This window comes from Enterobacter sp. Lyrl_3 (assembly GCF_051948675.1).
Lineage (GTDB): Bacteria > Pseudomonadota > Gammaproteobacteria > Enterobacterales > Enterobacteriaceae > Enterobacter > Enterobacter cloacae.
The window spans coordinates 80,940-104,652 of record NZ_JAYJLI010000008.1; the positions used below are offsets into that span (position 1 = coordinate 80,940).

General features: G+C 55.2%; 18 protein-coding genes. 15 read left to right on the forward strand and 3 right to left on the reverse strand.

Annotation, left to right across the window (positions count from 1 at the left end; genetic code table 11):
- Positions 1–9 precede the first annotated feature (9 nt).
- From syd to VF709_RS15710, 8 genes are all read left to right on the forward strand, one after another.
- Entirely contained in the window at positions 10–555 is a 546-nt protein-coding gene (syd, locus tag VF709_RS15675; RefSeq protein WP_149896910.1) for a SecY-interacting protein, read from the forward strand.
- 630 nt (positions 556–1,185) lie between these two features.
- Positions 1,186–1,515, forward strand: coding sequence for a YqcC family protein (locus VF709_RS15680; RefSeq protein ID WP_013098527.1), 330 nt, complete (start codon positions 1,186–1,188; stop codon positions 1,513–1,515).
- A complete protein-coding gene (gene truC / locus VF709_RS15685) occupies positions 1,512–2,297 on the forward strand; it encodes a tRNA pseudouridine(65) synthase TruC (RefSeq protein ID WP_013098526.1) in 786 nt (261 codons plus the stop codon). The genes VF709_RS15680 and truC overlap by 4 nt, the downstream gene beginning before the upstream one ends.
- Positions 2,298–2,312: 15 nt before the next feature.
- Entirely contained in the window at positions 2,313–2,759 is a 447-nt protein-coding gene (locus VF709_RS15690) for a flavodoxin (protein WP_020689316.1), read from the forward strand.
- 334 nt (positions 2,760–3,093) lie between these two features.
- Positions 3,094–4,449: a galactarate/glucarate/glycerate transporter GudP gene (gene gudP, locus VF709_RS15695; RefSeq protein WP_013098524.1), complete on the forward strand. Its 1,356-nt coding sequence runs from the start codon at positions 3,094–3,096 to the stop codon at positions 4,447–4,449.
- A complete protein-coding gene (locus VF709_RS15700; protein WP_149896909.1) occupies positions 4,449–5,789 on the forward strand; it encodes an enolase C-terminal domain-like protein in 1,341 nt (446 codons plus the stop codon). Before gudP ends, VF709_RS15700 begins: the two co-directional genes overlap by 1 nt.
- Before the next feature lie 15 nt (positions 5,790–5,804).
- Positions 5,805–7,142, forward strand: a complete 1,338-nt coding sequence (gudD, locus tag VF709_RS15705) for a glucarate dehydratase (RefSeq protein ID WP_029882847.1) — start codon at positions 5,805–5,807, stop codon at positions 7,140–7,142.
- Between the two features lie 77 nt (positions 7,143–7,219).
- Complete coding sequence (locus tag VF709_RS15710; RefSeq protein WP_040021628.1) at positions 7,220–8,359, forward strand: glycerate kinase; 1,140 nt, start codon at positions 7,220–7,222, stop codon at positions 8,357–8,359.
- A 70-nt stretch (positions 8,360–8,429) separates the two neighbouring features.
- Here the strand turns inward: VF709_RS15710 and barA are convergent, their stop codons facing one another.
- Positions 8,430–11,189 (reverse strand): two-component sensor histidine kinase BarA, encoded by a 2,760-nt coding sequence (barA, locus tag VF709_RS15715; RefSeq protein ID WP_013098520.1) that lies wholly within the window; start codon positions 11,187–11,189, stop codon positions 8,430–8,432.
- 57 nt (positions 11,190–11,246) lie between these two features.
- Between barA and rlmD the strand changes: the two genes are divergently transcribed.
- From rlmD to eno, 5 genes are all read left to right on the forward strand, one after another.
- The gene (gene rlmD, locus VF709_RS15720) at positions 11,247–12,545 is read left to right on the forward strand and encodes a 23S rRNA (uracil(1939)-C(5))-methyltransferase RlmD (protein ID WP_013098519.1); all 1,299 of its coding nucleotides are present in this window, start codon (positions 11,247–11,249) and stop codon (positions 12,543–12,545) included.
- A 51-nt stretch (positions 12,546–12,596) separates the two neighbouring features.
- Positions 12,597–14,828, forward strand: a complete 2,232-nt coding sequence (gene relA, locus VF709_RS15725) for a GTP diphosphokinase (RefSeq protein WP_013098518.1) — start codon at positions 12,597–12,599, stop codon at positions 14,826–14,828.
- Positions 14,829–14,894: 66 nt separating this feature from the next.
- Positions 14,895–15,686 carry a nucleoside triphosphate pyrophosphohydrolase gene (mazG, locus tag VF709_RS15730; RefSeq protein WP_058679587.1) on the forward strand — a complete coding sequence of 264 codons (792 nt, stop codon included), beginning with the start codon at positions 14,895–14,897 and terminating at the stop codon, positions 15,684–15,686.
- A 223-nt stretch (positions 15,687–15,909) separates the two neighbouring features.
- Complete coding sequence (gene pyrG / locus VF709_RS15735; protein ID WP_013098516.1) at positions 15,910–17,547, forward strand: glutamine hydrolyzing CTP synthase; 1,638 nt, start codon at positions 15,910–15,912, stop codon at positions 17,545–17,547.
- Positions 17,548–17,628: 81 nt separating this feature from the next.
- Complete coding sequence (gene eno, locus VF709_RS15740) at positions 17,629–18,927, forward strand: phosphopyruvate hydratase (RefSeq protein ID WP_013098515.1); 1,299 nt, start codon at positions 17,629–17,631, stop codon at positions 18,925–18,927.
- Positions 18,928–18,979: 52 nt separating this feature from the next.
- Here eno and VF709_RS15745 read toward each other — a convergent pair whose 3' ends face one another.
- Both VF709_RS15745 and VF709_RS15750 read right to left on the reverse strand, forming a co-directional pair.
- Positions 18,980–20,089, reverse strand: coding sequence for an SDR family oxidoreductase (locus VF709_RS15745; RefSeq protein WP_032618765.1), 1,110 nt, complete (start codon positions 20,087–20,089; stop codon positions 18,980–18,982).
- 356 nt (positions 20,090–20,445) lie between these two features.
- Complete coding sequence (locus VF709_RS15750) at positions 20,446–21,270, reverse strand: MurR/RpiR family transcriptional regulator (protein WP_029883910.1); 825 nt, start codon at positions 21,268–21,270, stop codon at positions 20,446–20,448.
- 166 nt (positions 21,271–21,436) lie between these two features.
- Here VF709_RS15750 and VF709_RS15755 point away from each other — a divergent pair, with 166 nt between their 5' ends.
- Positions 21,437–22,996 carry a maltose/glucose-specific PTS transporter subunit IIC gene (locus VF709_RS15755; RefSeq protein ID WP_013098512.1) on the forward strand — a complete coding sequence of 520 codons (1,560 nt, stop codon included), beginning with the start codon at positions 21,437–21,439 and terminating at the stop codon, positions 22,994–22,996.
- Positions 22,996–23,703 (forward strand): N-acetylmannosamine-6-phosphate 2-epimerase, encoded by a 708-nt coding sequence (locus tag VF709_RS15760; RefSeq protein ID WP_149896908.1) that lies wholly within the window; start codon positions 22,996–22,998, stop codon positions 23,701–23,703. Before VF709_RS15755 ends, VF709_RS15760 begins: the two co-directional genes overlap by 1 nt.
- Positions 23,704–23,713 lie beyond the last annotated feature (10 nt).

Genomic DNA, 23,713 nt, shown 5'->3' on the forward strand with positions numbered 1-23,713 from the left:
GAGAAATCGGTGGATATCGAAACTGCAAATGCCCTTAAGACCTTCACGACCCGTTACTGCGACGCATGGCATGACATCCGGGGCACCTGGCCGCAAAGTGCTGATCTCTATGGTGTGCCTTCGCCCTGCATTATCTCTTCGGTGGACGACTACGTTATCTGGCAGCCGCAGCCCTGGTCTGTCGAGGAGAATGTAAATGCGGTTGAACGGGCAATGGACATTGTGGTACAACCAGCGGTTCACGCGTTCTACACCACGCAGTTTGCAGGGGATATGCCTGCCCGCTTTGGTGAGGTAACGCTGACGCTGTTGCAGACCTGGAGCGAAGACGATCTGCAGCGTGTTCAGGAAAACCTGATTGGTCATCTGGTCACGCAAAAACGCCTTAAGCTTTCTCCGACACTTTTTATTGCCACGCTGGACAGTGAACTGGATGTTATTTCCGTCTGCAACCTGTCTGGTGAAGTAATCAAAGAGACAATCGGCACCCGCAATCGCGAGACGCTCGCCCCCTCACTTGCGGATTTCCTTACCCGACTTGAGCCGCTTCTGTAATCCATCATGCTACAGCGCGTGTGAGAGATCTCTTACACGGTTTGTGAGAGATCGCCGCAACGATCAGTATTACCTTACGTAATTAAGAAAAATATTATGATAATTATCAAAGGATTAATAAAATTCTGATGCAGCAAACCCGCTTTTCGGAGGCTGACAACGCTTACAGGGTGGGTTGTAAGACGAAGCGGAATAGCGGATTCTATCTCTGTCGACAGGACGCCGACACGAGAAACGAACATCAGGATGATGGCGCTTCTCACACAGGACACGTCAGGATGGCGCTGCAGGAAGGCTTCAGGATGAAGCAAAGGATCACGCAGGACGCGTAAGGGACACCTCCAGGAAGGAGAACGAGAGCCGCTCAGGATGATCGGTGGGTCAGGATGGCCAGGACGTTTCAGGATGAAACAGACACATCAGGACGATGTGTGCAGGATGCAAACAGTTTACGGATGAACAGGCCTTCGGGCTTCAGGAAAAGTTGTCACGGAAGAGCAGGGAGCATAAATTGTAGCTGGAATGCTGCGAAACGAACCGGGAGCACTGTTTTTACAGTGCTCCCTTTTTTTATTTCTGCTGCCTGCAATGCTATGCTGCGCGCCGTTCATTTTTTCAGTTGAGGTTACTATGACGCAACACGATAGCGTTCGTGCCCGGTTGCACGCCATCGAAGCTCTTTTGCGCCAACATCAGCTGTGGCAGGAGACCGCGCCGCAGCCAGAGGCGTTCGCAAGTACCCAGCCGTTCTGCCTGGATACGCTGGCACCGTTTGAGTGGCTCCAGTGGGTGTTAATTCCCCGTATGCATGCGCTGCTGGAGGGTGGTCATCCGCTGCCGCAGGCGTTTGCGGTCTCGCCTTACTATGAAATGGCGCTGGAGGCCACCCACCCGGCGCGTGCTGTCATGCTGGCTGAGCTGGAAAAGCTGGATGCGCTGTTTGCTGGTGATGACGCATGACGCTTGAGATCCTCTATCAGGATGAGTGGCTGGTGGCAGTGAACAAACCGTCGGGATGGCTGGTGCACCGCAGTTGGCTGGATCGTGACGAGAAGGTGGTTGTGATGCAGACCGTGCGCGACCAGATTGGTCAGCATGTGTTTACCGCCCATCGCCTGGACAGACCCACCTCCGGTGTATTGCTAATGGGACTGTCCAGCGAAGCGGGTCGTCTGCTGGCGCAGCAGTTTGAGCAGCATCAGATCCAGAAACGCTACCACGCGATCGTGCGTGGCTGGCTGACAGAAGCCGCGACGCTTGACTATCCTCTGGTGGAAGAGCTGGACAAAATCGCCGATAAATTTGCCCGTGATGACAAAGGTCCGCAACCTGCGGTAACCGAGTATCGCGGTATGGCGACGACTGAAATGCCGGTGGCAACCAGCAAATTTCCCACCACTCGCTACAGCCTGGTTGAGCTTTTGCCCAAAACCGGGCGTAAACACCAGCTCCGCCGACACCTGAAGCATTTGCGACATCCGATTATCGGTGACAGCAAGCATGGCGATCTGCGCCAGAACCGCAGTGCGGCTGAACATTTTGGTTGCGATCGTCTGATGCTGCACGCAAGCGAACTGAGCCTGACGCATCCGTTTACCGGCAAACCTCTGACGATCCATGCGGGTCTCGATGATGTCTGGATGCAGGCGCTGTCACAGTTTGGCTGGCTGGGGCAACTCCCCAAAAATGAAAGGGTTGAGTTTGTACCGGGCAACGTTCAGGATGAACGGCAAGCGCAATAATTTAGGAAACATATCATGGCTGAAGTAGGCATTTTTGTCGGCACAATGTACGGCAACTCGCTGCTGGTTGCGGAAGAGGCGGAAGCGATACTCACAAGCCAGGGTCATAAAGCCAAGGTTTATGAAGATCCGGAGCTGGCAGACTGGGAAAAGTATAAAGATAAATACATTCTGGTGGTCACCTCCACCACCGGGCAGGGCGATCTGCCGGACAGCATCGTGCCGCTTTTCCAGGGCATTAAAGATATTGGCTACCAGCCGGACGTTCACTACGGCATCATCGCCCTGGGCGACAGCTCTTACGCCAATTTCTGCGGCGGCGGCAAGCAGTTCGACGCACTCCTGCAGGAACAGAGCGCCCAGCGAGTGGGCGACATGCTGCTGATTGACGCCGGAGAACACCCGGAACCCGAAAGCGAATCAAACCCGTGGGTTGAGAACTGGGCCACACTGCTTAAATAATATCCTGCCCGGCGGCGCTTCGCTTGCGCGGGCATGTGGGTTTTCCTGGCCGGGTCAGGCGTTGCCGTCACCCGGCGATAACTTCCGCACCAAACGCCAATTCCGTGAACCATCTTCCATTCTTTTAGGCTTTTGCCACAAACAACCTTTCTCATGCCCCTTAATGTTGTGTTTTTGCACGGTGAGAGAACGTGTCACTCCTTCATATACTTTCCCGGTCACAATAAAACGGCTTCAGGCCGTACCAAAACGACAAACACAAATCTCATTCTGATTACCCTACCGGTGCTGTACAGAGTGAACCAGGCGAAAGCTATGTTTCAGGAGTGCAACAATGAGTACATTAAGCCACGCGGCGAGCAGTGCGGAGAAGCGCACTAACGCTCGCTACTGGATAGTGGTGATGCTGTTTATCGTCACGTCCTTTAACTATGGTGACCGCGCCACGCTGTCGATTGCCGGCTCTGAAATGGCAAAAGACATTGGGCTTGATCCGGTTGGCATGGGGTATGTTTTCTCCGCATTTTCATGGGCCTATGTTATTGGACAGATCCCGGGTGGCTGGCTGCTCGATCGTTTTGGATCCAAGCGCGTCTACTTCTGGTCCATCTTTATCTGGTCGATGTTTACCCTGTTGCAGGGCTTCGTCGATATCTTCAGCGGCTTCGGTATTATCGTCGCGCTCTTTACTCTCCGCTTCCTGGTGGGATTAGCAGAAGCGCCATCCTTCCCGGGTAATAGCCGCATCGTGGCCGCCTGGTTCCCGGCGCAGGAGAGGGGAACGGCGGTGGCGATTTTTAACTCTGCCCAGTATTTCGCGACGGTGATCTTTGCGCCAATCATGGGCTGGCTGACGCATGAAGTGGGCTGGTCACATGTCTTCTTCTTCATGGGCGGATTGGGGATCGTCATCAGCTTTATCTGGCTGAAAGTGATCCACGAGCCGAACCAACATCCGGGCGTGAACAAGAAAGAGCTGGAGTACATTGCGGAAGGCGGGGCGCTGATCAACATGGATCAGAAAAGCCAAAAAGCAAAAGTTCCGTTGAGCCAGAAATGGGCGCAGATCAAGCAGCTTGTCGGTTCGCGTATGATGATTGGCATCTACCTGGGGCAGTACTGCATTAACGCCTTAACCTACTTCTTTATCACCTGGTTCCCGGTCTATCTGGTGCAGGCACGCGGTATGTCGATTCTGAAAGCAGGCTTTGTCGCCTCCGTACCGGCTATCTGCGGCTTTGTGGGGGGCGTACTGGGTGGGGTGATTTCCGACTGGCTGATGCGTCGTACCGGTTCGCTGAACATCGCCCGTAAAACGCCAATTGTGCTCGGCATGTTGCTTTCAATGACCATGGTGTTCTGTAACTACGTCAGCGCAGAGTGGATGATCATCGGCTTTATGGCGATGGCTTTCTTCGGGAAAGGGATTGGTGCGCTGGGCTGGGCAGTGATGGCGGATACCGCGCCAAAAGAGATCAGCGGCCTGAGCGGCGGTCTGTTTAACATGTTCGGCAACATCTCCGGGATTGTCACCCCGATTGCCATTGGCTACATCGTCGGGACCACGGGCTCATTCAACGGTGCGCTGATTTATGTGGGTGTGCACGCCCTGGTGGCGGTCCTGAGCTATCTGGTGCTGGTGGGTGATATCAAACGCATTGAACTCAAACCTGTAGCGGAGCGTGGCTGATGACAACACAATCGAGCCCGGTTATTACCGACATGAAGGTCATCCCGGTGGCCGGCCAGGACAGCATGCTGCTTAATATTGGCGGCGCGCATAACGCCTGGTTTACCCGCAATATCGTGGTGCTGACCGACAGCTCAGGGAACACCGGCGTTGGGGAAGCGCCGGGCGGTGAGGTAATTTTCCAGACGCTGTCAGACGCCATTCCGCAGGTGGTCGGCCAGGAGGTCGCCCGTCTGAATAAAGTGGTCCAGCGTGTTCACAAAGGCAACCAGTCGGCGGACTTTGACACCTTCGGCAAAGGCGCCTGGACGTTTGAGCTGCGCGTCAATGCTGTCGCCGCGCTGGAGGCCGCCCTGCTCGATTTGCTCGGTAAGGCGCTGAACGTTCCGGTCTGTGAACTGCTGGGGCCGGGCAAACAGCGTGACGCGGTGACGGTACTCGGCTATCTGTTTTATGTTGGCGATCGGCAAAAAACCGATCTGCCTTATCTGGCGCACTCGCCGGGCCACCATGAGTGGTATCACCTGCGTCACCAGGAGGCGCTCTCCAGTGACGCGGTGGTTCGGCTGGCCGAGGCGGCACAGGACCGCTACGGTTTTAAAGACTTCAAACTCAAAGGCGGGGTATTACCCGGCGAGCAGGAGATTGAAACCGCGCGTGCGCTCAAGAAACGTTTTCCGGATGCCCGCATTACCGTTGACCCTAACGGTGCCTGGCTGCTGGATGAGGCTATCGCCCTGTGCAAAGGGCTGGGGGATGTCCTGACCTACGCGGAAGATCCGGTTGGGGCTGAACAAGGCTTCTCGGGTCGCGAGGTGATGGCGGAATTCCGACGTGCCACCGGGCTACCGGTCGCTACGAACATGATCGCCACCAACTGGCGTGAAATGGGCCATGCGGTCATGCTGAATGCGATCGATATTCCGCTGGCGGACCCGCACTTCTGGACGCTTTCAGGCGCCGTGCGTGTGGCGCAGCTGTGTGATGACTGGGGGCTCACCTGGGGTTGTCACTCCAATAACCATTTCGATATTTCGCTGGCGATGTTTACCCACGTTGGCGCGGCGGCACCGGGTCACCCAACCGCTATCGACACACACTGGATATGGCAGGAGGGTGAGGCCCGTCTGACGAAAAATCCGCTGGAAATTAAAAACGGCACCATCGCGGTACCGGATGCGCCGGGATTGGGCGTGGAGATTGACTGGGATCAGGTCCACAAGGCGCATGAAGCGTATAAAAAACTGCCGGGCGGCGCGCGTAATGACGCCGGGCCGATGCAGTACCTGATCCCTGGCTGGACATTTGACCGTAAGCGCCCAGTTTTTGGACGTCACTGATAAAAGGATTGCACCATGAGCACTTTTACCACCCCTGTTGTTACTTCCATGCAGATCATTCCGGTTGCCGGCCATGACAGCATGCTGATGAACCTGAGCGGCGCACATGCGCCGTTTTTCACCCGCAATATTGTCATTATTAAAGATAACGCCGGGCATACCGGCGTGGGGGAAATCCCGGGCGGTGAGAAGATCCGCAAAACGCTTGAAGACGCCATCCCGCTGGTGGTGGGAAAAACGCTGGGCGAATATAAAAACGTCTTAAATACCGTGCGGAATACCTTTGCCGATCGCGATGCGGGTGGCCGTGGGCTGCAAACGTTTGATCTGCGCACCACCATCCACGTGGTGACCGGTATCGAAGCCGCCATGCTGGATCTGTTAGGTCAACACCTGGGGGTTAACGTTGCTTCCCTGCTGGGTGAGGGGCAGCAACGCAGCGAAGTGGAGATGTTGGGCTATCTGTTCTTTGTTGGCGACCGCAACCTGACGCCGTTGCCATACCAGAGCCAGCCGGACGAGCAATGTGACTGGTACCGACTCCGCCACGATGAAGCGATGACGCCGGATGCGGTGGTGCGCCTGGCGGAGGCCGCGTACGAAAAATATGGTTTTAATGATTTCAAACTGAAGGGCGGCGTGCTGGCCGGAGAAGAAGAGGCCGAAGCTATCTCAGCCCTGGCTAAACGATTCCCGCAGGCGCGCGTCACGCTGGATCCGAACGGGGCCTGGTCGCTTGATGAAGCGATCGCCATCGGCAAGCAGCTGAAAGGCGTGCTGGCCTACGCGGAGGATCCGTGCGGGGCAGAACAAGGTTTCTCTGGCCGTGAAGTGATGGCGGAGTTCCGCCGCGCCACGGGTTTACCTACCGCGACCAACATGATCGCCACCGACTGGCGTCAGATGGGGCACACCTTGTCCCTGCAGTCTGTCGATATTCCGCTGGCGGACCCGCATTTCTGGACGATGCAGGGCTCGGTACGCGTGGCGCAGATGTGCCATGAGTTCGGTCTGACCTGGGGCTCGCACTCCAATAACCACTTCGATATCTCGCTGGCGATGTTCACCCACGTGGCCGCTGCCGCGCCGGGCACGATTACCGCGATCGACACCCACTGGATCTGGCAGGAAGGCAATCAGCGCCTGACGAAAGCGCCGTTTGAAATCAAAGGGGGGATGGTGCAGGTCCCGTCCACACCGGGTCTGGGCGTGGAACTGGATATGGATCAGGTGATGAAAGCCCATGAGCTGTACCAGAAACATGGGCTGGGTGCGCGCGATGACGCGATGGCGATGCAGTATCTGATCCCAGAGTGGACATTCGACAATAAACGTCCGTGCATGGTACGATAAACGCATTGGGACCGCTCCCATGGGCGGTTCTTTACGTGGTGTATGCTTAACGTAACGACTATGCGTAAGGATGGCTTATGAAAATTGTTATCGCACCGGACTCGTATAAGGAAAGTTTGAGTGCGCTTGAGGTTGCGACAGCGATAGAGCAGGGTTTTCGCGAGATCTTTCCTGAGGCGGTTTACGTCAAACTGCCGGTCGCGGACGGCGGTGAAGGCACCGTCGAAGCGATGATCGCGGCAACGCAGGGACGCATTGTGCATGTTCCGGTGACCGGCCCTCTGGGCCATCGCGTGGAAGGGTTTTACGGGATATCCGGCGACGAGAAGAGCGCCTTTATCGAAATGGCGGCGGCCAGTGGTCTTGAGCTGGTTGCACCTTCGCAGCGCGATCCTCTGAAAACGACCTCCTGGGGCACGGGTGAACTTATCCGTCACGCGCTGGATGCGGGCGTTAAGCATATCATCATCGGCATCGGGGGCAGCGCCACCAATGATGGCGGTGCAGGAATGGTGCAGGCGCTGGGGGCCAGGCTGCTGGACGACCGTGAACAGCCGCTGGGGCAGGGCGGAGGCGAGTTGGGCAAACTTGCCCGTATCGACCTGAGCGGGCTGGACAAACGTCTGGCCGAGTGCCGCATAGAAGTGGCCTGCGATGTGACGAATCCGCTTACCGGTAAGCTGGGCGCATCAGCGGTTTTTGGCCCGCAAAAGGGGGCCACACCTGAGATGATCATTACTCTGGACAATGCGCTTGCGCACTATGCGCGGATCATTGCCCGGGATCTTGATATGGATGTGCTCAACCTGGCGGGCGGCGGTGCGGCAGGTGGAATGGGGGCGGCGCTGTACGCCTTCTGCGGTGCGCAACTGCGCCAGGGCATTGAGATCGTCACCGATGCGCTACATCTGGCTGACCAGATTGCCGATGCGGATTTGGTGATAACGGGTGAAGGTCGCATCGACAGCCAGACGATCCACGGCAAAGTGCCGGTTGGGGTGGCGAAGGTAGCCAAACGCTTCAACAAGCCGGTTATCGGGATTGCAGGCAGTCTGACGGCGGACGTTGGCGTCGTGCACGATCACGGCATCGATGCGGTGTTTAGCGTGATTTACACCATCTGCTCGCTGGAAGATGCGCTGGAAAATGCCAGCGAGAACGTCAGGATGGCCGCAAGAAATATCGCGGCGGTACTGAAACTCGGGCAGGGGATGTAGTTCTCCCTTACCCAGTGGGAGAGGGGTGAGGGTGTAGGCCCGGTAAGCGTCGCGCCACCGGGCATTTACCTCAATTTCCTAACACCTTCATCGCTTCCCGCGTCACGTTATCCATCTCATCCAGCAGCTCAAGGAACTCCGGTTCCAGTTCAGATTCTGGTGTCCCTGCGCGTAGCTGCTGCTCCAGCAGCTGGCAGAGGTTTTTCAGGCGGGGCACGCCGCTGTAACCACAGCTACCGTGCAGCTTGTGGATAGCCTGCAGCAGCTCCTCCGGGTTTTCGCCCACCAGCTGTTCTTCTACCTTATTGCGAATTTCCGGCAGAAACGCGACCAGCATCTGTAGCATCTCGCGGGCTAAATCAGGTTTCCCCGCCGCCTGGCGTAACGCAAGCTGCCAGTCAAAAGTGGCGTTCTGATTCACGCTAATCTCAACTGGTTCTGCTGATAAGGTATACGTACCGCCGATATGCCCCGGCTTATAGCGCAGCAGCAGGTTATGCAGTTTCTCTTCGTCGATAGGTTTCGCCAGATAATCGTTCATTCCGGCGCCGAGCAGCTTCTCTTTCTGTCCGGCCATCGCATGTGCGGTCACGGCAATGACCGGCGTTTGCTGTTGATGAGGTAGCTGGCGGATGAGCTCGCAGGCGCGAATGCCATCCATACCCGGCATTTGAATATCCATCAGAATCAAATCGAACTGCATCTGTTTGGCCAGTTCAACCGCCTCAGCACCGCTGGTGCAGAGCTCAACATGCTGAACCTGATCCTCAAGCAGCACGCCAATCAGCTTCAGGTTTGCCGGGTTATCATCCACCGCCATCACGCTCATCGGCAGCCTCTGCTCGTCATTAATCAGTGCCACGGCATGCTCATTCAGGCGGCAGTAGGCCGTCAGAGCAGGCAACAAGCGTGTGGCGGTGAGCGGTTTAAGCAGACAGGCGGCCGCCCCGTCGTTTTTCAACTCTTCGGCATTGATTTGCGCATGGCACGGCAGCGCCAGCAGCAGGTAGTCGGTCATCGACGCGGCTTTCGCCAGCCGTTCCTGCTGCATGGTGAGCTCCCCGGTGAAGGTGACCGGGATCCCCATCAGCAGGATGTCGTAATGCTCAACGGTAAGCGCAGAGAAGGTCGGGCTGTAGACCACCTCCAGCGGCGTGGTGCTTAAGATGTCCAGCGTGCACTGGGCAGCGGCGGCGTTCGGCTCCACGTAAGCGAGGCGCTTGCCTTTCAGGCAATCCGTCACCGGGCCGTCAGTCAGCACGTTCGGGTTAAGATCCAGGTTAATATGGAACCAGAACGTCGACCCCCGGTTTGGCTGGCTGTGGAAAGAGATATCGCCGCCCATCTCTTTAACCAGTTTTTGCGTGATAACCAGCCCCAGGCCCGTACCACCGTGACGCCGTGAAATACTCGCATCCGCCTGACGAAACGCCTGGAACAGACGGGATTGATCCCGTTCGGGAATGCCAATGCCGGTATCGCGGATCTGAACTTCAATCTGTACTTTGTTATTACTGATGGCACGTTTTTCCACCAGAATGTCGATGTTGCCGCTTTCGGTAAATTTGATGGCATTACCGACAAGATTGGTAATGACCTGCTGCAGGCGCAGCGGATCGCCGATGACGTTATCCGGCACGTCGTTTTTAATGTTCAGCGTCAGCTCAAGCCCTTTGTCGTGCGACGAATGCGCCAGCAGCGTAACCACCTCATCAAGCGTACTGCGCAGCGGGAACGGAATGCTCTCCAGAATCAGCTTGCCCGCCTCCAGTTTGGAGAAGTCCAGCACGTCATTAATGATCGCCAGCAGATTGTTGGCCGAACGTTCAATGGTGTGCAGGTGATCGCGCTGGGTGGGGTTAAGCTCGCTCTTCAGGGTCAGGCGGGTAAAGCCAATCACGCCATTGAGCGGCGTACGCAGCTCGTGTGACATATTGGCAAGGAACTCCGATTTAATGCGGGCAGCCTCCTGGGCACGCTTTTTCGCCAGATCCAGCTCGACGTTCTGGATCTCCATCTGTTCCAGCGTTTCGCGCAGATCCGAAGTAGCCTGATCCACGTTATGCTGCATCTCTTCGTGATAGGCCGCCAGCGACATCGCCATCGAGTTGATGCCGTTTTTCAGCATGTCCAGTTCGCCCAGCATAAACCCTTCCACGCGGCTATCGAGCTGGCCACGGCGAATGCGGTCAACGGTGTTGACCATATTGCGGATGGGCCCGGTCACATCGCGCATCAGTCGCCAGCCAAAGATAAGTGCAATGCCGATACAGAACAGCATCATCACGCCGGAGATAAAAATCTCTTTGTACTGCTGCAGTCGCACCGACTTGAGGTCCAGCTCCAGCGCCACATATCCGAGCATATTGCTGCTGGACTTGGCGTCGGATTGCGCGGACTCATCGGGGGAATAACTTTCCGAAATAATCGGTGTGCGCAGGATCATAATATCGCCCCGTCGCATCACCGTGAGATGGCGCGGGAAGGGCGAACCGTCGGGAATTTTTAACGCTGCCGGATCAAGATGAAAATTAGAGGTGACGAACAGCCGGTTATGCTCGTCATAGACGGAGATCGCACGCACAATATCCGAGTGGCGGCGATGCAGCACACTGATTAACTGACCAATCGATTCGCGGTTTTGCAGGTTCATCCCGTATTCGCTGGACACGGCCAGGGGTTCGATGATGCTGGCTCCGGCATCTTCCAGCTGTCGCTGCAGGTCGTTATAGCGGTGCACAACGAAGAAGATGCTCAGCAGCAAACCGATGAGAACGGTGGGGGCGAGGATCAAAATCATCATGCGCGCGCGCAGGCTGTAGTTGGTCATGGCGTTCCGTTATGGGACAATTAAGATAATTATGTATATTTGAGAAAATTCCCGGCGATGGCGCAATTCTACTCTGCAAAGCGACGCGTGACGACGCGTCAGATCATCACTGTCGAAGCCACGGACCTTGACCCTTTTGGTCAGGGCGTCGCGCATCACAATGGTAAGACACTGTTTATAACAGGTTTACTGCCCACAGAACGAGCAGAAATTACGCTGACGGAAGATAAACGCCAGTACGCACGCGGGAAGGTGAAGCGCCGTCTGACCACCAGCCCGGAGCGCACAGAGCCACGCTGCCCGCATTTTGGCGTCTGCGGAGGCTGCCAGCAACAACATGCCAGCGTAGTTTTACAGCAAAAAAGTAAGAGTAATGCCCTGGCACGCCTGCTCAGGCATGACGTTGACGACATCATTGCCGACCAACCCTGGGGCTATCGTCGTCGCGCGCGGCTGAGCCTAAGCTATCAGCCCAAAAACGAGCGGCTGGAGATGGGGTTTCGCAAAGCGGGCTCCAGCGATATCGTCGATATCAGGCAGTGCCCCATTTTGGTGCCCCGTCTTGAGGCATTGCTCCCGGACGTGCACGCATGCCTGTCCGGGCTGGACAGTGTTCGCCACCTCGGGCATGTGGAACTGGTCCTGGCAAACAATGGTCCGCTGATGGTGCTGCGCCATACCGCGCCGCTGTCCAAAAAAGACCGCGAAAAACTGGAACGCTTTTCGCATTCCCACGAGCTGGCGCTTTTTCTCGCCCCACAAAGCGAGATACTGGAGCAGGTTACAGGTGACGCGCCCTGGTATGCGTCAAACGGACTACGCTTAACGTTCAGTCCGCGGGATTTCATCCAGGTTAATGACGGTGTTAATCAGCAGATGATCGAAACCGCGCTGACGTGGCTGGATGTCCAGCCGACCGACCGCGTGCTTGATCTCTTCTGCGGCATGGGCAATTTCACGCTGCCGCTGGCCCGTAAAGCGGCGAGTGTTGTGGGGGTAGAAGGCGTCGACGCGCTGGTGGCGAAAGGCCAGGAGAATGCGCAACAGAACGGCTTGCAAAATGTGACATTCTTTCATCAAAATCTGGAGGAAGATGTCACGCAGCAGCCCTGGGCAAAACAGGGCTTTGACAAAATCCTGCTCGACCCGGCACGGGCAGGCGCACCGGGCGTGATGCAGCATATAATTAAACTCGCCCCGAAACGCGTGGTCTACGTTTCCTGTAACCCGGCAACGCTTGCCCGGGATAGCGAGGCATTACTCAGCGCGGGTTACCAGATTCAGCGTCTGGCAATGCTGGACATGTTCCCGCACACTGGGCATCTGGAATCAATGGTGTTGTTCGAGCACATCTAATTAGTTTGGCTTGTCGACTTCGACAGGCCCTGGTCCCTAAAGGAGAGGACGATGGTTGCGGTAAGAAGTGCACATCTTAATAAAGCTGGTGAGTTTGACCCTCAAAAATGGATCGCAAGTCTGGGAATTTCCAGCCAGCAGTCGTGTGAACGCTTAACCGAAACCTGGGCCTATTGTCAGCGCACCACGCTGGGGCATCCGGACGCCGAGCTGCTGCTGTGGCGCGGCGTGGAGATGGTCGAAATCTTATCCATGCTCAATATGGATATCGAAACGCTGCAGGCCGCGCTTCTGTTCCCGCTTGCCGATGCGGATGTCGTCACGGAAGACGTGCTGCGTGAAAGCGTCGGAAAATCGGTCGTGGCGCTGATCCACGGTGTCCGCGATATGGCGGCCATTCGTCAGCTCAAAGCCGCGCACACCGATTCCGTCTCCTCTGAACAGGTCGATAACGTTCGCCGGATGCTGCTGGCCATGGTGGATGATTTCCGCTGCGTGGTCATCAAGCTTGCTGAGCGTATCGCCCACCTGCGTGAAGTGAAGGACGCGCCGGAAGATGAGCGCGTACTCGCCGCCAAAGAGTGTACAAACATTTATGCGCCGCTGGCGAACCGCTTAGGCATTGGTCAGCTCAAATGGGAGCTGGAAGACTACTGCTTCCGTTATCTGCACCCGGCGGAATATAAGCGCATTGCGAAACTGCTGCATGAACGCCGTATCGACCGCGAACACTATATTGAAGAATTTGTCAGCGGGTTGCGCCAGTCGATGAAGGAAGAGAACGTCCGTGCCGAAGTGTACGGTCGGCCAAAGCATATCTACAGCATCTGGCGCAAAATGCAGAAGAAACACCTCGCCTTTGACGAGCTGTTCGACGTGCGTGCCGTGCGTATTGTGGCGGAGCGTCTGCAGGACTGCTACGCCGCACTGGGGATCGTGCACACGCACTTCCGCCATCTGCCGGATGAGTTCGATGACTATGTCGCCAACCCGAAACCTAACGGCTACCAGTCTATTCATACCGTGGTGCTGGGCCCCGGCGGTAAAACGGTTGAAATTCAGATCCGTACCAAACAGATGCACGAAGACGCCGAGCTGGGTGTCGCCGCGCACTGGAAATACAAAGAGGGCACCTCGGGCGGAGCGCGCACCGGTCACGAAGACCGCATTGCCTGGCTGCGTAAGTTGATTGCGTGGCAGGAAGAGATGGCCGACTCCGGCGAGATGCTCGACGAAGTGCGCAGCCAGGTCTTCGACGACCGGGTGTACGTCTTTACGCCGAAAGGGGACGTTGTCGACCTGCCTGCCGGGTCAACGCCGCTCGACTTTGCCTATCACATCCACAGCGATGTCGGGCACCGCTGCATTGGTGCGAAAATCGGCGGGCGCATTGTGCCGTTTACCTACCAGCTGCAGATGGGCGATCAGATTGAAATCATCACCCAGAAGCAGCCAAACCCGAGCCGTGACTGGCTGAACCCGAACCTGGGGTATGTCACCACCAGCCGCGGACGCTCCAAAATTCACGCCTGGTTCCGTAAACAGGATCGTGACAAGAACATCCTTGCCGGTCGCCAGATCCTGGATGACGAGCTGGAGCATATAGGCATCAGCCTGAAAGAGGCGGAGAAGTTCCTGCTGCCGCGTTACAACTTTAATGAGCTCGATGAGCTGTTAGCGGCCATTGGCGGCGGCGATATTCGTCTCAACCAGATGGTGAATTTCCTGCAGGCGCAGTTCAACAAGCCAAGTGCGGCAGAGCAGGATGCGGCGGCGCTGAAACAGCTGCAGCAGAAAACCTACGCACCGCAGCAGCGCAGCAAAGACAATGGCCGCGTGGTGGTGGAAGGCGTCGGCAATCTGATGCACCACATCGCCCGCTGCTGCCAGCCTATCCCGGGGGACGACATCGTCGGCTTTATCACCCAGGGGCGTGGGATTTCGATTCACCGCTCAGACTGTGACCAGCTTGCTGAGCTGCAGTCGCATGCGCCGGAACGCATCGTTGAAGCCGTCTGGGGTGAAAGCTACTCTGCCGGCTACTCGCTGGTGGTGCGCGTCACCGCCAACGACCGCAGCGGTCTGCTGCGCGACATTACGACCATTCTTGCCAATGAGAAGGTCAACGTGCTGGGCGTTGCCAGCCGCAGCGATACCCGCGAGCAGCTTGCCACCATCGATATGACCATCGAAATCTACAACCTGCAGGTGCTGGGCCGCGTGCTTGGCAAACTGAACCAGGTCCCGGATGTGATTGACGCGCGTCGTCTCCACGGCGGTTAAACATCCTCTTCTGTAAGCCGGGTAAGGCAACGCCGCCACCCGGCATTTTTTCATCAGGACAGTACTATGACTCAAATCGACCGCCTGCTCGGCATCATGAAACGCCTGCGCGACCCGGAAAACGGCTGCCCGTGGGATAAAGAGCAGACTTTCGCGACTATCGCCCCGTACACCCTCGAAGAGACCTATGAAGTACTGGACGCCATTTCACGTGAGGACTTTGACGACCTGCGCGGCGAACTCGGTGACCTGCTGTTCCAGGTGGTGTTCTATGCGCAGATGGCGCAGGAAGAGGGACGTTTTAATTTTAACGATATCTGCGCCGCCATTAGCGACAAGCTTGAGCGCCGCCATCCGCATATCTTTGGCGATGCCACGGCGGGCAACAGCGCGGAAGTGCTGGCGCGCTGGGAGCAGATTAAAAGCGCCGAAAGGGCTGAAAAATCCCAACACTCCGCGCTGGATGACATCCCGCTGAGTCTGCCCGCCCTGATGCGTGCCCATAAGATCCAAAAACGCTGCTCGGCAGTAGGGTTTGACTGGCACTCGCTTGGCCCGGTACTGGACAAAGTCCATGAAGAAATCGACGAAGTGATGCACGAAGCGCAGCAGGCCGTGGTGGATGAAGCAAAGCTTGAAGAAGAGATGGGCGATCTGCTGTTTGCCACCGTCAACCTTTCGCGCCACCTGGGTGTAAAAGCGGAAACGGCCCTGCAAAAAGCCAACCTTAAGTTCGAACGACGCTTTCGCGAAGTCGAGCGCATTGTGGCCTCGCGCGGCCTGGAAATGACCGGAATTGACCTCGATGTGATGGAAGAAGTCTGGCAGGAAGTAAAACGCCAGGAATCTGATCTCTAACGGAATTTTGCGATCAAGCGCAATTTGTGTGATTTTTTAAATGACAAGCGCTTGATTTGCGTCAAAAACATTTACCCAAAAGGGGCTATTTTCTCACTCCTTATGTTTGTCATGGCCTGGAATGGAGACGGAGAATGAAAGTTTGTGGCGCTCGCCGTGTTCGGGTATACTACTTTCCCGTCCTGGTTATTCCATCGTTTCACCCTAACTTCTCAGGTTCAGCATGACAACGAACTATATTTTTGTGACCGGCGGGGTCGTATCCTCTCTGGGTAAAGGCATTGCCGCAGCCTCCCTCGCAGCCATTCTTGAAGCCCGTGGCCTCAATGTGACCATGATGAAACTGGATCCGTACATCAACGTCGATCCTGGCACCATGAGCCCAATCCAACACGGGGAAGTGTTCGTTACTGAAGACGGCGCTGAAACCGATCTGGATCTTGGCCACTACGAGCGTTTCATTCGCACCAAAATGACCCGTCGTAATAACTTCACGACTGGTCGTATCTACTCCGACGTTCTGCGTAAAGAGCGCCGTGGTGATTATCTGGGTGCAACCGTTCAGGTTATCCCGCACATCACTAACGCTATCAAAGAACGCATCATTGCGGGTGGCGAAGGCCACGACGTGGTGCTGGTTGAAATCGGCGGTACCGTGGGGGATATCGAATCCCTGCCGTTCCTGGAAGCGATTCGCCAGCTGGCGGTTGATATCGGTCGTGAACACGCGCTGTTCATGCACCTGACGCTGGTGCCTTACATGGCAGCCGCAGGTGAAGTGAAAACCAAACCGACTCAGCACTCCGTGAAAGAGCTGCTCTCCATTGGTATTCAGCCTGACATTCTGGTTTGCCGCTCCGATCGCGCGGTTCCGGCGAACGAACGTGCGAAAATTGCATTGTTCTGTAACGTGCCTGAAAAAGCCGTTATTTCAATGAAAGATGTCGATTCCATTTATAAAATCCCGGGCCTGTTGAAATCACAGGGCCTGGACGATTATATTTGTAAACGATTCAGCTTGAACTGTCCGGAAGCTAACCTGTCTGAATGGGAACAGGTTATTTATGAAGAAGCCAATCCGGCTGGTGAAGTGACTATCGGTATGGTCGGCAAGTACATCGAACTGCCGGATGCCTATAAGTCCGTTATCGAAGCGCTGAAACACGGTGGTCTGAAGAACCGCGTCTCCGTGAACATCAAGCTGATTGATTCGCAGGATGTTGAAACACGTGGCGTCGAAATTCTGAAAGATCTGGATGCGATTCTCATCCCTGGCGGCTTCGGCTACCGTGGTGTAGAAGGCAAGATCGCCACTGCACGCTATGCGCGTGAAAACAATATTCCATACCTCGGCATCTGCCTGGGTATGCAGGTTGCGCTGATCGAATTTGCGCGCAACGTAGCGGGAATGGAAAACGCGAACTCTACGGAATTTGTGCCAGACTGTAAGTACCCTGTAGTGGCGCTTATCACTGAATGGCGCGACGAAGACGGTAACGTCGAAGTCCGTACCGAGAAGAGCGATCTGGGTGGCACTATGCGTCTTGGCGCACAGGCCTGCCAGTTGTCTGACGATAGCGTGGTTCGTAAGCTGTATGGCGAACCGGTCATCACCGAGCGTCATCGTCACCGCTATGAAGTCAACAACATGTTGTTGAAACAAATTGAAGCTGCGGGTCTGCGTGTTGCGGGCCGCTCCGGGGATGATCAATTAGTCGAGATCATCGAAGTGCCAAACCACCCGTGGTTTGTCGCCTGCCAATTCCACCCGGAATTTACTTCAACGCCACGTGACGGGCATCCGCTGTTTGCAGGTTTCGTGAAAGCCGCCAGCGAGTATCAGAAGCGTCAGGCGAAGTAAAAAAGTTAGAACGGCAACGCGTACCCCCGGTACGCGTTGTTTGTCTGGAGTTTTAGTTTAACTTGTACTGAGGAAAATCTAATGTCCAAAATCGTTAAAGTCATCGGTCGTGAAATCATCGACTCCCGTGGTAACCCGACCGTTGAAGCCGAAGTTCATCTGGAAGGTGGTTTCGTCGGTATGGCAGCTGCTCCATCAGGTGCTTCTACTGGTTCCCGCGAAGCGCTGGAACTGCGCGATGGCGACAAATCCCGTTTCATGGGCAAAGGCGTACTGAAAGCTGTTGGCGCTGTAAACGGTCCTATTGCTCAGGCAATCATTGGCAAAGACGCTAAAGACCAGGCTGGCATCGACAAGATCATGATCGATCTGGACGGTACTGAAAACAAATCTAACTTCGGTGCGAACGCAATCCTGGCGGTTTCCCTGGCGAACGCCAAAGCCGCTGCGGCAGCGAAAGGTATGCCACTGTTCGAGCATATCGCTGAACTGAACGGCACCCCAGGCAAATACTCCATGCCTGTACCAATGATGAATATCATCAACGGTGGTGAGCACGCAGACAACAACGTTGATATTCAGGAATTCATGATTCAGCCAGTTGGCGCGAAAACCCTGAAAGAAGCAGTACGTATGGGTTCTGAAGTGTTCCACAACCTGGCTAAAGTTCTGAAAGCAAAAGGTATGAACACGGCTGTGGGTGACGAAGGTGGCTACGCGCCAAACCTGGGTTCTAACGCAGAAGCACTGGCTGTTATCGCTGAAGCAGTAAAAGCCGCTGGCTATGAGCTGGGCAAAGACATCACTCTGGCGATGGACTGCGCAGCATCTGAATTCTACAAAGACGGTAAATACGTTCTGGCTGGCGAAGGCAACAAAGCGTTCACCTCTGAAGAGTTCACTCACTTCCTGGAAGACCTGACCAAACAGTACCCAATCGTTTCTATCGAAGACGGTCTGGACGAGTCTGACTGGGATGGTTTCGCATACCAGACTAAAGTACTGGGCGACAAAATCCAGCTGGTTGGTGACGATCTGTTCGTAACCAACACCAAGATCCTGAAAGAAGGCATCGAGAAAGGCATCGTTAACTCCATCCTGATCAAATTCAACCAGATCGGTTCTCTGACCGAAACTCTGGCTGCGATCAAAATGGCGAAAGACGCTGGCTACACCGCTGTTATCTCTCACCGTTCTGGCGAAACTGAAGACGCTACCATCGCTGACCTGGCTGTTGGTACCGCTGCAGGCCAGATCAAAACCGGTTCTATGAGCCGTTCTGACCGTGTTGCTAAATACAACCAGCTGATTCGTATCGAAGAAGCTCTGGGCGAAAAAGCACCATACAACGGTCGTAAAGAGATCAAAGGCCAGGCATAATTGCTTAAGCCTTAAAATGAAAATGCCAGTCGAAAGACTGGCATTTTTTTGGTTATTTGAAATCAACCGCCATTTGCTCCGGGATGCTCAACCCCCGGGTAGTTTGTACGCAGCGGGCAATATAGTCCGTAAAACGCGGCGGTTTAGGCATGCCCATACTGAGCAGCTTGTCGTTGCTGAAACGTACGTTCAGCGTGGCAAAGGCCCCGTATAAGCGCATTGCTCTCAGCATCAGCCGTTCGTTGCAGGGGCCAAAAATATCCTTCAGCTCACGGCGCATTCTGACCAGCGTTTCGTAACTTACCTGGGCATACTTATCACCGACCGGGGCTTTCTCCAGCGCCTGTGCCATCGCATTATCAATATCCGCAAAGCGCACGCTGTTCTCTTCTCCGGCAGAAATATGTACCACTTCTCCCGGCTGCGCAGTGCTGTTAAGCAGCATCAGCAGCGCATCGGCGCAGTAATCCACCGGGACGACATCTATTTTGTCTTCCATTGAGCACATGAATTTTTGCAGCATTAGCCCCATGCTGAAGACCCAGAAAATACTGCTCGACGGCGTACAGCCATGACGGGTATGGCCGACCACGATGGACGGACGGGCGATGAGCAGCGGCAGGTTGGGACAGTGCTGGCGCATCAGTTGTTCAATGGTGGATTTCGAATACGTATATTCCACCAGATGCTCGGCGTTTTCTCTGAACTCCGCGCTTTCGGCGACCAGCGAATCCTGCTCCGGCGTGCACGACATGGCTGTTCCCACATGCAGAAAGCGCTGTAAACCGACAACCTGATTCATGCGTCTGGCGAGCGCCAGCGTCCCTTCCACATTCACTTTCCAGATCAGCGGATTGTTACCAAATGACGCGACGGCCGCGCAGTTAAGAACATGCGTCACCTGTTCCAGACGCGGGTCGTTCAGGAATCCCTCCGGCTGGCTGAGATCGCCGATAAGGATATTCTCCTCACTCAACGCGGCCAGCGTCTCCTCTGAAACCTTGAATTTACGCATGTTGTCCCGCACGCGTTCCAGCCCTTGTTGCGGGTCACTGGCGCGCGCAAGCAGCAGTAATTTTACTGAACTATTGCTGGTCAGTATTTTTTCAAGTACTGCACCGCCCAGAAAACCAGTCACGCCTGTAATAAATAACATATTAATCTATACCGTCTCATAATGATTGATGAGGCGGATTGTAGGCAGGGAAAAGTAAACGGCATTTAAATAGAAAAATGGCAAAGCTGACGGCGTCTTAAGCTTATTTTAAGGTAAGGAATTCAGGTGGAAATATTGGACACTAGCGGAGTGAGAAAAATTCAATTTATAAATCAAATAATTTTAAAATGCTGATTTTGTTCTATTATTTGTGCGCTTTTATTGCTTTTAACACTCATTGAATATGTAATAAATAAAATAATTTGTTACACCATTATGCCGCGCAGGAAATAACCGTATCAGCACTTAAATGGCATCGACATCACGCCATGCAGGCTATTTTATTTAGCCTGCAAAGGGTTTTAGAGTAATAAAGGCAGCGTTGCGCTCGCGGTTTGCTGGCTAACCTCACCGTAATGGCCATCAATCGCAATCAGGGAAGTTGTAAGCAATTCAACCAGTAACATTACGCCAACTTTAGCATTGAGCGCGCCTGCGCTGAGTGGTCCTTCCGGTTTTGCGGCGACCAGCTGCATATCGCTAAGCGAAGCCAGCGGGCTGCGGGGCGTATTGCTAAGGGATAACACCTTAACGCCGCGTTTGCGTGCAAGTTTTACGACGTGGAGCAAATCCCGCGTTGAACCGGAACTGGAAATGGCCACCACCAGCGTCCCTTCTGAAAGCGTTGCTGCATTCATGGCCGCACGATGCATATCGCTAAAAAGTTGTGCAGGTTTGCCGAGTCGCAACAGTTTGTAATGTAAATACTCACCGAGGATCGCGCTGGCAGCCACCCCATATATTTGTACGGCTTGCGCCTGATGCAGTGCCTGAGCGGCCTTTTCCAGCAGTGCTCTGTCGAGCAGTCTGGCGGTATCCTGCAGCGCCTGAACAGACTCATCGACGACGTTATCAATTTCGTCCCCGGCTACGCGTGCGGGCTGACCCTGCTGAATATCCAGCGCCAGTGCCATCTTGAATTCGTTATAGCCTTTGCAGCCGAGCGTCCGGCAAAGACGCGTCACGCTGGCTTCACTGGTGTGGCTCTCCCGTGCCAGTTCGGTGATCGTCAGGTAGAGCACCCGGGCCGGATCGTTGAGAACAAACTCTCCCAGTTTTTTTTGCGTGGGGCTGTACCCGGAAGCCTCCTGGCGCAGCTTCAGCAGCAGGTTTTCATGGTCTGACATGCTAGATCCTTAATGCGTTTCTCTGCGTCCTAGTGTGGCGGAAAGCGGGGCAGGGATGCCAGTCATTTCGAAAAAGTATGATCGTCCTCCTGGTTTTTGATGGTAATTTTCACTATTAAATATAATTATGGTAAAAATTTTCATCGTTAACTAAGGGGATGAAAAAATGATGCAAATGTTCAGTGGTGCTTCGTCCGGCGGATGGTTTGAAAAAGCGCAGCGCTTTGGCAAATCCTTTATGTTGCCCATCGCCGTACTGCCTGCGGCGGGTCTGCTGCTGGGGATAGGCGGCGCGTTATCGAATCCCAATACGCTTACGGCATATCCGTTTTTAGATGTGGACTGGTTACAGGCTATTTTCACCATCATGAGCAGCGCCGGTTCGATTGTGTTCGCGAATCTGTCGGTGCTGTTTGCCGTTGGGGTCGCCGTCGGGCTGGCAAAAAATGATAAAGGTACGGCAGGGCTGGCGGCGTTACTCGCGTTTCTGGTCATGAATGCCACCATTAACGCACTGCTGATCCTCACCGGAAAACTGGCGCACGAGAATCCCGGGGCGGTCGGGCAAGGCATGACGCTGGGGATCCAGACGCTGGAGACCGGCGTATTTGGTGGGGTGGTCATTGGTCTTGTGACCTGCGCGCTGCATCATCGGTTTAATAAGATCGCGCTGCCACAATTTCTGGGATTCTTTGGCGGGTCACGCTTTGTGCCGATTATCAGCTCACTGGCTGCGATCCTGGTCGGAGCCTTAATGACCGTAGTCTGGCCACATTTCCAGAAGCTGATCTTTGGTCTGGGCGGGCTGGTGGATGCGACCGGTTATCTGGGAACACTGCTGTATGGCTTCATTTTGCGCATGCTGGGCCCGTTCGGTTTACACCACATCTTCTACCTCCCATTCTGGACCACCGCGCTTGGCGGCAGCGAGATTGTCAACGGGCAACTGGTTGAAGGTACGCAGCGGATCTTCTTCGCTCAGCTGGCCGATCCCACGACGCGCCAGTTTTATGAAGGGACGTCGCGCTTTATGTCCGGGCGCTTTATCACGATGATGTTTGGTTTGCTCGGGGCCTGCCTTGCGATGTATCACACGGCTAAACCGGAGAACAAAAAACGCGTCGCGGGGTTGTTGCTTTCAGCGGCACTAACCTCCTTCCTGACGGGGATCACCGAGCCCATCGAGTTCTCCTTCCTGTTTATCGCGCCGGTGCTGTACGTCATTCACGCATTTTTTGACGGGCTGGCGTTTATGCTCGCGCATATTTTACACATCACCATTGGGCAGACCTTCTCCGGCGGTTTTATCGACTTTGTGCTGTTCGGCATTTTGCAGGGGGAGGCCAAAACCCACTGGATGTTAGTGCCGCTGGTGGGCGTACCGTGGTTCTTCCTCTATTACTTCACGTTCCGCTATCTGATTAATCGCTTTGATTTTGCCACGCCGGGTCGGGAAAAGGAGGCGGTGGCCAATGACGTGACTTTAGTCCAGAGCGAACGCGCAAGTGCGGTGATCGCCGGACTGGGCGGAAAAGACAATCTGGAAGAGGTGGACTGCTGCGCCACGCGTCTTCGCGTCACGGTTAAAGACGGCAGCAAAGTGAATGACGCGGCGCTGAAAGCCACCGGTGCGCGCGGCGTGATTGTGCGCGGAAATGGCGTTCAGGTCATTTATGGTCCGCATGTCACGATTATCAAAAACGAAGTGGAAGAGATCTTATCGTAATGAAAACTGTACTGGATACCCTGAAGGGAAAACTGGTCGTCTCCTGTCAGGCGCTTGAGAACGAACCGTTGCATAGCCCGTTTATTATGTCGCGGATGGCGCTGGCGGCGCGTCAGGGAGGGGCCGCGGCCATCCGTGCCAACAGCGTGGTGGATATTGAGGCGATCAAAGAGCAGGTTACGCTGCCGGTTATTGGCATCATCAAGCGGGAGTATCCCGACAGCGAGGTGTTTATCACCGCGACGATGAAAGAGGTGGATGAACTGATGACCGTCTCCCCGGCGATCATTGCGCTTGATGCGACCGACAGGGCGCGGCCTGGTGGGGAATCTCTGGCAACGCTGGTTACGCGCATTCGTACCCGTTACCCCTCGGTGCTGCTTATGGCTGATATAGCCACTGTTGATGAGGCCGTGATGGCGCAGGCGCTGGGGTTTGATTGTGTCGGGACCACGCTTTACGGCTATACCGCGCAGACCGTCGGCCACGCCTTACCCGATGATGACTGTCAGTTTCTGAAAGCGGTACTGGCAGCCGTCACGGTACCGGTGGTGGCCGAAGGTAACGTGGACACCCCGGAACGCGCCGCCAGATGTCTTGCGCTGGGGGCGCATATGGTGGTGGTGGGCGGGGCAATCACCCGCCCGCAGCAGATTACGGAACGCTTTATGGCGGCAATTGACGCGCAAAGCACCGATCGAACATGACCATCTCACG